Here is an 11991-nt window from a genome sequence, read left to right on the forward strand (position 1 = left end):
ACAACAGGTGGATTGAATGGCAGCAGTTCAAGAGACGATCGACCAGGTTCGCCAGATCGACGTCGATCAATACAAGTACGGGTTCGAGACCAAAATCGAGTCGGTTCGTGCGCCGCGCGGCCTCGACGAGAGCACCGTGCGCTTCATCTCGGAGAAGAAGGGCGAGCCGCAGTGGATGCTCGACTGGCGGCTGGAGGCGTATGCGCGCTGGCGCAACATGATCGAGCCGTCGTGGGCCAAGGTCAGCTATCCGAAGATCGACTTCGAAAACCTTTATTACTATTCGGCGCCGAAAGGCACCGAGGGGCCGAAGAGCCTCGCCGACGTCGATCCGCAGCTCCTCGAAACCTATGCCAAGCTCGGCATTCCGCTGAAGGAGCAGGCCGTGCTCGCCGGCGTCGAGGGCGCGCGCGTGGCGGTGGACGCCGTATTCGACAGCGTCTCCGTCGTGACGACGTTCAAGGCGGAGCTGGCCAAGGCCGGCGTCATCTTCTGCTCGATCTCGGAAGCCGTGCGCGAGCATCCCGAGCTGATCAAGAAGTACCTCGGCTCGGTCGTGCCGCAGGGCGACAACTTCTATGCAGCGCTCAACGCGGCCGTATTCTCCGACGGCTCGTTCGTCTATGTGCCGGAGGGTGTGCGCTGCCCGATGGAGCTTTCGACCTATTTCCGCATCAATGAAAAGGATACGGGGCAGTTCGAGCGCACGCTCATCATCGCGGAGAAGGGCTCGTATGTGTCCTACCTCGAGGGCTGCACGGCGCCGATGCGCGACGAGAACCAGTTGCACGCGGCCGTGGTCGAGCTGATCGCGCTCGACGACGCCGAGATCAAGTATTCAACGGTGCAGAATTGGTACCCGGGCGACAAGGACGGCAAGGGCGGCATCTATAACTTCGTCACCAAGCGCGGCGACTGCCGGGGCCACAACTCGAAGATCTCGTGGACGCAGGTCGAGACCGGCTCGGCGATCACGTGGAAGTATCCGTCCTGCATCCTGCGCGGCGATAACAGCCGCGGCGAGTTCTACTCGATCGCGATCTCGAACGGCCGCCAGCAGGTCGACAGCGGCACCAAGATGATCCATCTCGGCAAGAACTCGTCGAGCCGCATCATCTCGAAGGGCATCGCGGCCGGCCACTCGCAGAACACCTATCGCGGGCTCGTCTCGGCGCATCGCAAGGCGACGGGCGCGCGCAACTTCACGAACTGCGACTCGCTGCTGATCGGCGACAAGTGCGGGGCGCACACCGTGCCCTACATCGAGGCCAAGAACTCGAGCGCGCATTTCGAGCACGAGGCGACGACGTCGAAGATCTCGGACGACATGCTGTTCTATTGCCAGCAGCGCGGGCTTTCGGCTGAAGAAGCGGTGGCGCTGGTCGTCAACGGCTTCGTGCGCGACGTGCTGCAGCAGCTGCCGATGGAGTTCATGGCGGAGACGCAGAAGCTCATCGGCGTGAGCTTGGAGGGGAGTGTCGGCTAATGACCACGGCGCTCGCCCACCCACTAACGTCATCCCGGCGAAGGCCGGGACCCACGACACGTTTCCACATGGGTGCGCTCTCCGATGCGTTGCACGCGCGGCGACTTGCGTGGATGGCCGCCTGCGCGGCCATGACGAAGTTGGAGGCGTGATTTGAATGGATGAGGAACTGGTCACGTTATGGCGACCAACGGGAACTAGGGAGTTGGAACTGATTGCCGAGGCGGGTTGGCGCGCATGGCCGCCGAGATTGCAGGAGCAGCCTATATTCTATCCGGTGACCAACGAAGGCTACGCGACGCAGATCGCCCGAGATTGGAACACGAAGAGCGGAGACAAAAAGGGCTTCGTCACTCGGTTCAAAGTCCGCAAATCTTATCTCGACCGCTTCGAGAGAAAGATCGTCGGCAGACGAGAGCACGAAGAATATTGGATTCCGGCTGAGGGGCTTCAGGAATTCAATGCAAACATCATCGGTCTAATTGAGCTGGTGGCCACATACACAGAGGCCGACAGATTGGCCGAAGAATCCAAAGGACGAGTCAATGCTTGAGATCACGAATTTGCAGGTGAAGCTCGAAGACGAGGACAAGGAGATCCTCAAGGGGCTTTCGCTGACCGTGCCCAAAGGCGAGATGCACGCCATCATGGGCCCGAACGGGTCCGGAAAGAGTACGCTAGCGCATGTGCTCGCGGGTCATGCGGATGTTGGCTCCTTGGCCCTGGAATTGCTAGCGTCCCTTGGCCTTGCGGACGCCGCTCAGATAGTCCTGGCCACGCGCTTCGCTGACGAGCGAGGCGGACGCGAAGTTATCGCTCGTCATGACGAGGTAGGCCGGTTGGGCCGTCAAGGTTACGTCCATTCCCGCATCGCTCGAAATGCCATAGTCGCTCTTGCCGGCCAACTTGACACGGATGTTGTGCTTGCCGGGAGCGAGCCGGAAGGACTTGGCGTCGCATACGGCGAGCTCACCCATCGGCTTGCCGTCGACGAAGACCGGACTCGATCCCTTGAAGCCGCTAAATCCAAATCCCAGGACGTCGGCGGGCGCGCAGGGCGAGATCAGATGAAGCACGCTCTCCGCCTTCGCCGGCGCGAAGGTGCCGAGCGCAAGGATTGCGGCGCTTACCAGTACGAGGCGCATTCGAAATCTCCCCCGGTCGCGGATTCCATCAGCTGCTTCCTGCCGGGGCGCGATTGGGGTGTCAACGCCGCATGGGAGTGAACAGTGTGGCTCGGCGGAATTCCGCCGGGTGTGATGCTAACGCGCCTCACGCACGTTGAAGGATGACAGATCGATTCGGCGGAAGCCGAAGGGCCAGTTTGGACGAAAGTTGAGAAGAAATGCTTGAGATCAAGAATTTGCAGGTAAAGCTCGAGGACGAGGACAAGGAGATCCTCAAGGGGCTTTCGCTGACCGTGCCGAAGGGCGAAGTGCACGCCATCATGGGTCCGAACGGATCGGGCAAGTCCACGCTCGCGCACGTACTCGCGGGCCGCGCCGGCTACGAAGTGACCGGGGGCGACGTGACCTGGAACGGCGAGAGCCTGATCGATCTCCAACCCGACGAGCGCGCCGCCAAGGGCGTGTTCCTGGCGTTCCAGTATCCGATGGAAATTCCCGGCGTCGCCGGTCTCACCTTCCTGCGCACGGCCGCCAACGCGCTGCGCAAGAAGCGCGACCAGCCCGAGCTGACCACGCCCGAGTTCCTGAAGCTGGTGCGCGGCAAGGCCGCCGATCTCAACATCGACATGGACATGCTGAAGCGGCCGGTGAACGTCGGCTTCTCGGGCGGCGAAAAGAAGCGCGCCGAGATCCTGCAGATGGCCGTTCTCGAGCCGACGCTGTGCGTGCTCGACGAGACCGACAGCGGGCTCGACATCGACGCGCTCAAGATCGTGGCGGACGGCGTCAACGCGCTGCGTAGCCCCGATCGCGCGATGCTGGTGATCACGCACTACCAGCGGCTTCTGAACTACATCGTGCCGGACCGCGTGCACGTGCTTGCCGACGGCAAGATCCAGGCGTCGGGCGGCAAGGAACTGGCGCTCGAACTCGAGAAGTCCGGCTACACAAGCTATCAGGGCAAGGCAGCATAACAATGAGCAGCGCCCCTCAACTCAAGACGCAACCGGCCGGGCGCCCCGCGCCCGTCCAGGTGCTCAAGACCAAGGCCGAAACGGCGCTGGCGGAAGCTTTCCCGTCGGTCGAGCCGCGGCTTCCGGGCGGCGACTGGTTGCGGCAGCTTCGCCGCGCGGCCATCGGCGCTTTCGCGGCGGAAGGCCTGCCGCACCGCCGCGTGGAAGAGTGGAAGTACACGGACCTGCGCGCCGCCATGCGCGAGGCGTTTCCGCTCGCGGCGACTGGGCGCGCATCGCACGACCCCCGCGCCATCGCCGCCTCGGTGCGCGATGCGTTGCCGGGTCTCGACGTTTCGCAGGCGTTCGCGATCTTCATGGACGGGATCGGCGTCGCGGAGAACGGGCTGTCGAAGCTGTCCGAGTCCGAGCGGCCGTTCCTGGCCGCGCTGGCCGATCATCCGCCGGCATGGCTCGAACACGAGATCTCCGAGGTCAGCCAGCACGTGACCGAGGCGACGCTCGCGCTCAATACGGCGCTGTTCTCGGACGGCGCGGTGCTCGACATCGCGGCCGGCCGCGAGATCGAAACGCCCATCGCGCTCATTTTCGCCCATGACGACGCCGCGCCGCGCACCACGGTCACGCGCAACGTCGTTCGCATCGGCAAGGGCGCCAAGGTCGTGCTGATCGAATGCCACATGGCGCCGAAGGCGGCGCGCCAGGTCAACACGCTCACGCAGCTCGACATCGGCGAAGGCGCCGAGGTCGTGCATGTGACCGTGATCAACAACAAGGAGGGCTCGATCCATCTTGGCCGCACCGTGGCCCGGCTTGGCACCAACACCAGCTATCGTCCGTTCCAGCTGGTGATCGGCGAAGGCCTCACGCGTAACGATCTCTCGGTGACCTTCCGCGGCCAGCATTCGACGTTCGATCTCGGCGCGGCGCAGCTCTTGCGCGGGCGCGGGCACGCCGACGTCACGCTGGTGGTCGATCATGCCGTGCCGCATTGCACGAGCCGCGAACTGGTCAAGAGCGTGCTGGCCGATCAGGCGCGCGGCGTGTTCCAGGGCAAGGTTATCGTGCGCCCGGATGCGCAGAAGACCGACGGCAAGCAGATGGCGCAGGCGCTGATGCTGTCGCCGGATGCGGAGTTCGACAGCAAGCCCGAGCTCGAGATCTACGCCGACGACGTGGTCTGCGGACACGGCAGCACGGTGGCGGAGATCGACCCCGATCTCGTGTTCTACCTGCAGTCGCGCGGCATTCCGCGTCCCGCAGCGCTGGCGATGCTGATCGAAAGCTTCGTCGGCGAAGCGATCGACAAGGCGGAGCCGGCCGGCGTGCAGGATGCACTGCGCACGCTCGCACAGCTGTGGCTTGCGGATGAGGCGGGCGCGGCCTGAGGCCGTCCCGCATGCCTGGACAGAAGGACCGACACATGACGACGGACTCGCGCGACATGGCTGGGACTCGCGACACTGGCACCCGCGACGCGGCTTCGGCAGGCAACGCCGAGCACGGCTCGCGCGCCGTCGCCAGTACGGCGTTCGACGTGGAACGCGTGCGCACCGACTTCCCGATCCTCTATCGCGAGGTCTACGGGAAGCCGCTCGTCTATCTCGACAACGGTGCGTCGGCGCAAAAGCCCCAGTCCGTCATCGAAGCGATGGACCATGCCTATCGCTTCGAATACGCGAACGTGCATCGCGGCCTGCACTATCTCTCGAACACGGCAACCCAGCACTTCGAGGATGCACGCGAAACGGCGCGCCGGTTTCTCAACGCGCCCTCGGCCGACCGGATCATCTTCACGCGCAATGCGACGGATGCGATCAATCTCGTGGCGTCGTCGTTCGGCGCGATCGAGATCGGGGAAGGTGACGAGATCGTGCTCTCCATCATGGAGCACCACTCGAACATCGTTCCTTGGCATTTCCATCGCGAGCGCCGCGGCGCGGTGCTCAAGTGGGCGCCGATCTCGGATACGGGCGAGTTCCTGATCGAGGAGTTCGAGCGGCTTCTGACGTCGCGGACCAAGATCGTGGCACTGACGCACATGTCCAACGTGCTCGGCACGATCGTACCGATCAAGGAGGTCATCGAGATCGCGCATTCGCGCGGCATCCCCGTGCTGGTCGACGGCAGCCAGGCCGCCGTTCACATGGCGGTGGACGTGCAGGATCTCGACGCCGATTTCTACGTGTTCACCGGCCACAAGACTTATGGGCCATCGGGCATCGGCGTGCTCTACGGCAAGAAGGAGCACCTCGACCGGATGCCGCCCTACCAGGGCGGCGGCGAGATGATCGAGGTGGTCGAGGTCGACCGGATCACCTACGCCAAGCCTCCGCATCGCTTCGAGGCCGGCACGCCAGCCATTGTCGAGGCGGTTGGATTGGGGGCGGCGCTTTCCTACATCATGCAGACCGGCCGTGACCGGATCGCACGCCACGAGGCCGAAATCGGCTCCTATGCCGCCGCGCGGCTGGCCGAGGTTCCCGGGCTCACCATTCACGGCACGGCAAAGAACAAGGGCGCGATCATCTCGTTCTCGATCGACGGGCTCCACCCGCACGACGTTTCGACGATCATCGATCGCGGAGGCATCGCCATCCGGGCGGGGCACCACTGCGCGCAACCGCTGATGGAGCGCCTCGGCGTTTCGGCGACGTGCCGGGCCTCGTTCGCGATGTACAATACCAAGGCGGAGGTGGATGCGCTGGCGGCCGCTCTGCTGCGGGCCAAGGACTTCTTCGCGTAACCGACGCTTCAGTTGAGAAAGACAGGCGGGTACCGCCATGACAGATTTGGACACACACGCTAAGCCGGCGGCTCATGCCCCTCAGCCGGCGGCTGACGACGCCAAGCCGGCGGCCGAGGCCGTTTCCTCGGACGCGACCGGCGCGCAGGCCTCGGCCTTGCCACCGGAAGAACTCGACCGGCTGACGAGCGACATCGTGGCTGCGCTCAAGACCGTCTACGATCCCGAGATCCCGTCGGACATCTACGAGCTTGGCCTGATCTACAAGATCGACATCAGCGACGACCGCGAGGTCGCCGTCGAAATGACGCTGACGGCGCCGGGCTGCCCGGTGGCCGGGGAGATGCCGAAGTGGGTCGAGGATGCCGTCAATTCGGTGCCGGGCATCAGCGGCACGACCGTGACCCTGACCTTCGATCCGCCGTGGGACCAGAGCCGCATGTCGGATGAGGCCCGCCTGGCCCTCAATATGTTCTGAGGTCGTGCCTGTAGCTTGCCCCCTCACCCGCGCAGCTCGCGCTGCGCGACCTCTCCCCAAGGGGAGACGTGAAGGTGTAGTGTGCACCCGGAAGGGGAGCCGCCATTCCCTCTCCGTCATGGCGGAGCCATGCTCCGCATGGACGCGGAGAGGGTTAGGGTGAGGGGCTTTCGAACTTTAAACGGCGGGCAGGAGCCACGAGCCCACTCCTCCCTGGCGGAAAGAATAAAGGTAAGGGAGGCTGTCGCGGACCGGACACTCGCAAACGAGCCCGGCGCACGCTATATTGTGGCTTGAACGCTTCTCCGTGACATCTTGGCCTTGAACCAGGACAGCAGCACAGACATGACCGACCAGACCGCATCCCATCTCGCGACGCCCGGGGCCACGACGCCTCAGCGCCGCCCCCGCCCCAAGGTTATGACGCTGACGCCGCGCGCCGCCGACCGCGTGCGCGCCATCATGGCGTCCAAGGGGCCGGAGATCGCCGGCCTCAAGATCGGCGTGAAGAAGGGCGGCTGCGCGGGCATGGAATACACCATGACCTGGGCCGACAGAATTGAGAAATTCGACGAAGTCGTCGAACAGGATGGCGCGCGGGTCATCGTCGATCCGCAGGCCGTATTGTATCTGCTCGGCACCGAGATGGACTACAAGACCGAGAAGCTGTCCTCGACGTTCGTGTTCAACAACCCGAACCAGTCGGGCGCCTGCGGCTGCGGCGAAAGCGTCAATCTCACACCGGCCCGGCAGGATTGAGCGGGCCCAGCAGGACTGAGCGACGCGCTAGGACGAGATTAATAATCCGTCCACATCAGATTTGATTTTTACTTTTTTGCTCTACACGGGACCCGCCTGGGTCGCTGTGTAGAGTGTCATGCGCATCATCACGTGTCTTGTTAACGATCACAATATTCTGCTTGTTGGCCTCGCCGCGCTCATATGCGCGCTCGGTGCGTGGACTTCGATCAGTCTACTGAGGCGTGCGATGGCGCGCGACGTCAGCTTTTCCCAGGCGTGGACCATGCTCGGAGCCATCGCCGCCGGATCCAGCATCTGGTGTACGCATTTCGTGGCAATGCTGGCGTTCGAGCCGCAAACGCCGGTCGGGTACGAGCCCGAACTTACGGCGCTCTCGCTCTTGCTCATCGTGTTCAGCAGCATCGCAGGCTTCTGGATCGGAACACAGCGGTTCTCAGGCGCAACCGAACTAGGTGGTGTCGTGTTCGGCGCCGGCGTTGCCGTCATGCATTACGTGGGCATGGACGCATTCTCCGTGGACGCTGTAATTACCTGGAGCGCCTCCTATTTGGCCTTCTCGATCGCGTGGGTCATGACCTGCTCCGCGCTGGCCTTCCAACAAGCGGAACTTTCCAATCCCAAGCAATCGCAGCTCGCCGCCAGCGCCCTTATCGTTGTCGCAGTTGTCGGATTGCATTTCGGCGGCATGGCCGCGATGACCATTACGCCATTCGCGGCGACCGACGGGACGACAACGAGTACGAATGCGCGGGAATTTCTGGCCTTCGCCGTGGCCGGCGTCGCGCTTCTCGTCGTGGGTATCGTATGGATCAGTCATGTCCTGGACGCCGGAATGCGAAACCAGGCTTCATCGCGCTTGCGCCATCTCGCGAGCAGTTCAGCCGACGGCATGATCATTACGCAGGGCGGCCTGATTGCCGACGTGAACGGTGCATTCGAGCGGTTGAGCGGCTTGTCGCGTGAGAACCTCATCGGGCGGCCGGCAAGCGCCGCCGGCTTCGATCCGAGCACGCTCGGCGAAGGAGTGATCGACCGAGGTCTTCTTAAAATCGCCAATGGCGAAGAAATTCCAGTCGAGATCGCGCTTCACACCGAGGCCGGGAAGGCCGATGGGGGGAACTTTCGCGTCTACGCCCTGCGAGACATCCGGCCGCGGCTGGAGCAGGAACGGCGCATCGCAACACTGGCGAAGACCGACTCGCTGACCGGGCTCGCAAACCGCGCCGCGTTGCTGGAGCAGATCGACTCAGAAATTGCCGATCTTCGCGGCTCAAACCAGCTCGCGCTGATTGCCGTCGACCTCAACCGTTTCAAGGAAGTGAACGACCTCCATGGCCATGCCGCGGGAGACACCGTGCTCCGCGCACTCTCGGAGCGTATGCTTGGCGTGCTGCGCGACGGTGAATTTCTGGCGCGCCTGGGCGGAGACGAGTTCGTTGCGCTCCGGAGGGTCACTGGCCGCGAAGAAGCCTTGGAATTTGCCGAACGCATCGAGAAACCGCTGTTCTCGACCGTGAGCCTGGATCAAATCGATGTGGTGTGCGGCGCCAGCATCGGCATCGCCCTGTTTCCCGAGCATGCCAAGTCCGCCACCCAGCTCATGAACAATGCCGATCTGGCCATGTACCGCGCCAAGGGATCGCGGGCCGATACCGTGTGCTTCTACGCCGAGGCCATGGACGAGATCGTCCGCAACAGACGCAAGATCATCAGCGACCTTAGGGACGCGATGACGCTCGGGCAGTTCGAGCTGCACTACCAAAAGCAAATCGATGTTTCGACGCAAAGCGTGACGGGATACGAAGCGCTGCTGCGCTGGCGTCACCCCGAGCGCGGGTACATCTCGCCGCTCGACTTCATCCACCTCGCGGAAGAAACCGGGCTCATCGTGCCGATCGGCGAGTGGGTGTTGCGCGCGGCCTGCGAGGCGGCCAAGGACTGGGGCGACCATCTCACCGTCGCCGTCAACTTGTCGGCAGTCCAGCTTCACCAGATCGATCTTCCCGAAATCGTGGAGCAGATCCTGGCTGAAACCGGTCTCCCGCCGTCCCGACTCGAGCTCGAGACCACCGAGACTTCCTTGATGCTGGATCCGGAAAGAGCCATCCATGTGCTTAACCGCATCAAGTCTCTCGGGGTGTCGGTCGCCATCGACGATTTCGGAACCGGCTACTCGTCCCTGTCGACGCTGCGGGCCTTCAATTTCGACAAGATCAAACTCGACAAATCCTTCATCGACGGCATCGAAAAAGACGTGCAGGCGCGCGCGGTCATGCTCGCTGTGCTCGCTTTGGGCAATGCGCTTGAAATTCCAGTTCTCGCAGAGGGCGTGGAAACAACGGAGCAGTTCGAATTCCTGCGCAGTCGCGGATGCGGAAGTGTGCAGGGCTATCTTTTCGGGCGGCCGGCCCCACTGATCGGAGTGCCGAAGGCCGATGCCGCCTGAGCGGGGTTAGACGGCGAGCAGGCTAGACAGCGACTTGGGTGCCGACCTCGACCACGCGGTCGGTCGGGATCTGGAAGTAGGTCGTCGCGTCCTCGGCCGTTCGCGCCAGCCAGATGAACAGCTTCTCCTGCCAGCGGGGCATTTCCGACCGCGTCGTCGATCGCAGCGAGCGGCGGGAGAGGAAGAACGAGGTTCCTCCAATATCGATGTTGAGGTCCTTGCGGCGACAGCTTTCCATGATTTTCGGAATGCTCGGCGTTTCCATGAAGCCGTACGACGCCACGACCTTGATGAAGGTTTCGCTCGACCGGTCGATCGCGACGCGCTCGTGACGCGGCACGCGCGGGGTATCCTCGGTGCGGATCGACAGCACGATGTTGCGCTCATGCAGGATGCGGTTGTGCTTCAGGTTGTGCATGAGCGCGGTCGGCGCGGCATTGACGTCCGATGACAGGAACACGGCCGTACCCGGTACGCGCACCGGCGGTTTTGCCTCGAGCTTGCGGACGAGCCAATCCAGATCCGCTTCGTTGCGGCGCGTGATCTTGAGGAGAATGCGGTAGCCGCGCACCCAGGTGAACATGATGAGGGCCAGCGCGCCGGCGATGGCGAGCGGCACCCAGGCGCCCTCGAACAGCTTCAGGATGTTGGCGGCAAAGAAGGTCTGCTCGATCAGCAGGAGCGGGATCATGAGTCCGGCGGCCTTCCAGAGCGGCCAGTTCCAGTACTTCCACACGACGAAGAAAGCCATCAGCGTGTCGATGACGAGCGCGGCCGTGACCGAGACGCCGTAGGCCGAGGCAAGGTGCGACGAGCTCTTGAAGGTGATGACCGCCAAAACCACGCCGATCATGAGAAGCCAGTTCACGCGCGGCAGGTAGATCTGCCCGGCCATGCTTTCAGAGGTGTGCTTGATGGAAAAGCGCGGCAGCAGCCCCAACTGGATGGCCTGGCGGGCGAGCGAGAAAGCGCCTGTGATGACGGCTTGGCTCGCGACGACCGTGGCGCAAGTGGCCAGGATGACCATCGGCACGAGCGCCCACTCCGGATAGAGGCGGTAGAACGGGTTCTCGAGCGCTTCCGCGTTCGTGAGGACGAGCGCGCCCTGGCCGAGATAGTTCAGCATCAGGCACGGGAACACGAAGCCGAGCCACGCGATCTGGATCGGTTTCCGGCCGAAGTGGCCAAGATCGGTATAGAGCGCTTCCGCGCCCGTCACCGCGAGGAAGACGAGGCCGAGCACGGTGAATGCGAGCAGCCCGTGCGTCAGCAGGAACTTGAGCCCGTACCAAGGATTGAGCGCAGCGATAACGCCGGGATTGTCGAAGATGTGCAGCAGTCCGCCGACCGCCAACGACAGGAACCAGAGAATAGTCAGGGGCCCGAAAAACTGCGCGACGCGCGCCGTTCCGTGTGACTGGACGGCGAACAGGCCAATGATGACGACCAGGGCGATCGGCAACACCCAGGGTTCGAATACCGGCGAGACCAACTTCAGGCCTTCGACGGCCGAGAGAACCGAGATGGCCGGCGTGATGACCGCGTCTCCGTAGAAGAATGACGCGCCGGCAATGCCCAACGCGAGGAGCAGCGGCGAGCTGCGCTTGGCCACCTGCTGGCCAAGGGCCATAAGCGCGAACGTGCCACCCTCGCCTTTATTGTCCGCGCGCAGAAGAACGATCACGTACTTCAGCGTGACGATCAGAATCAGCGCCCAGAAAATGAGCGAGAGGACGCCGAAGACCGCTTCCGAGTTGGCGGGGCTGCCGCCGCTCGCTGCGTGGACGGCTTCGCGGAACGCGTACAGGGGACTGGTGCCGATATCGCCGTATACGACCCCGACGGATCCCACGACCAGCGTCCAAAAGTGCGCGTCGTGCGATTTCTCGCCTTGATCGCCACCGGTTTCGGTGGCTTTGGGCCGTGCCACGATCTGGCCTCTTCCACTGCGCTGCGGAGCAGCAAGTTTTGG

The 11991-nt window shown here is 63.4% G+C and carries 10 protein-coding genes and 1 pseudogene; 9 read left to right on the top strand and 2 right to left on the bottom strand.

Annotated features, from left to right (window positions below; translation table 11 throughout):
• Positions 1 to 16 precede the first annotated feature (16 nt).
• From sufB to ACTIFK_RS00225, 3 genes and pseudogenes are all read left to right on the top strand, one after another.
• Positions 17 to 1486: a Fe-S cluster assembly protein SufB gene (gene sufB / locus ACTIFK_RS00215; RefSeq protein WP_439541026.1), complete on the top strand. Its 1470-nt coding sequence runs from the start codon at positions 17 to 19 to the stop codon at positions 1484 to 1486.
• Positions 1487 to 1643: 157 nt separating this feature from the next.
• The gene (locus tag ACTIFK_RS00220; protein WP_439541027.1) at positions 1644 to 2039 is read left to right on the top strand and encodes an ADP-ribosylation/crystallin J1; all 396 of its coding nucleotides are present in this window, start codon (positions 1644 to 1646) and stop codon (positions 2037 to 2039) included.
• A pseudogene (locus tag ACTIFK_RS00225) lies at positions 2032 to 2193 on the top strand (ATP-binding cassette domain-containing protein); the annotation flags it as partial. The gene ACTIFK_RS00220 and the pseudogene ACTIFK_RS00225, both read left to right, overlap by 8 nt.
• Positions 2194 to 2217: 24 nt before the next feature.
• Here ACTIFK_RS00225 and ACTIFK_RS00230 read toward each other — a convergent pair.
• On the bottom strand, positions 2218 to 2631 hold the full coding sequence (locus tag ACTIFK_RS00230; RefSeq protein ID WP_439541553.1) for a hypothetical protein: 414 nt from the start codon (positions 2629 to 2631) through the stop codon (positions 2218 to 2220).
• A 200-nt stretch (positions 2632 to 2831) separates the two neighbouring features.
• Here ACTIFK_RS00230 and sufC point away from each other — a divergent pair, with 200 nt between their 5' ends.
• From sufC to ACTIFK_RS00260, 6 genes are all read left to right on the top strand, one after another.
• Positions 2832 to 3587: a Fe-S cluster assembly ATPase SufC gene (gene sufC, locus ACTIFK_RS00235; protein ID WP_439541028.1), complete on the top strand. Its 756-nt coding sequence runs from the start codon at positions 2832 to 2834 to the stop codon at positions 3585 to 3587.
• A 2-nt stretch (positions 3588 to 3589) separates the two neighbouring features.
• The gene (gene sufD, locus ACTIFK_RS00240) at positions 3590 to 4975 is read left to right on the top strand and encodes a Fe-S cluster assembly protein SufD (RefSeq protein ID WP_439541029.1); all 1386 of its coding nucleotides are present in this window, start codon (positions 3590 to 3592) and stop codon (positions 4973 to 4975) included.
• Between the two features lie 35 nt (positions 4976 to 5010).
• On the top strand, positions 5011 to 6333 hold the full coding sequence (locus tag ACTIFK_RS00245; RefSeq protein WP_439541030.1) for a cysteine desulfurase: 1323 nt from the start codon (positions 5011 to 5013) through the stop codon (positions 6331 to 6333).
• 37 nt (positions 6334 to 6370) lie between these two features.
• Positions 6371 to 6811 carry an SUF system Fe-S cluster assembly protein gene (locus ACTIFK_RS00250; RefSeq protein WP_439541031.1) on the top strand — a complete coding sequence of 147 codons (441 nt, stop codon included), beginning with the start codon at positions 6371 to 6373 and terminating at the stop codon, positions 6809 to 6811.
• 345 nt (positions 6812 to 7156) lie between these two features.
• Positions 7157 to 7570 (top strand): HesB/IscA family protein, encoded by a 414-nt coding sequence (locus ACTIFK_RS00255; RefSeq protein ID WP_439541032.1) that lies wholly within the window; start codon positions 7157 to 7159, stop codon positions 7568 to 7570.
• A 118-nt stretch (positions 7571 to 7688) separates the two neighbouring features.
• Positions 7689 to 10019: a bifunctional diguanylate cyclase/phosphodiesterase gene (locus ACTIFK_RS00260; protein ID WP_439541033.1), complete on the top strand. Its 2331-nt coding sequence runs from the start codon at positions 7689 to 7691 to the stop codon at positions 10017 to 10019.
• 22 nt (positions 10020 to 10041) lie between these two features.
• Here ACTIFK_RS00260 and ACTIFK_RS00265 read toward each other — a convergent pair whose 3' ends face one another.
• Positions 10042 to 11952, bottom strand: coding sequence for a potassium transporter Kup (locus ACTIFK_RS00265; protein ID WP_439541537.1), 1911 nt, complete (start codon positions 11950 to 11952; stop codon positions 10042 to 10044).
• Positions 11953 to 11991 lie beyond the last annotated feature (39 nt).

The organism is Hyphomicrobium sp. (assembly GCF_051860585.1).
GTDB lineage: Bacteria > Pseudomonadota > Alphaproteobacteria > Rhizobiales > Hyphomicrobiaceae > Hyphomicrobium_C.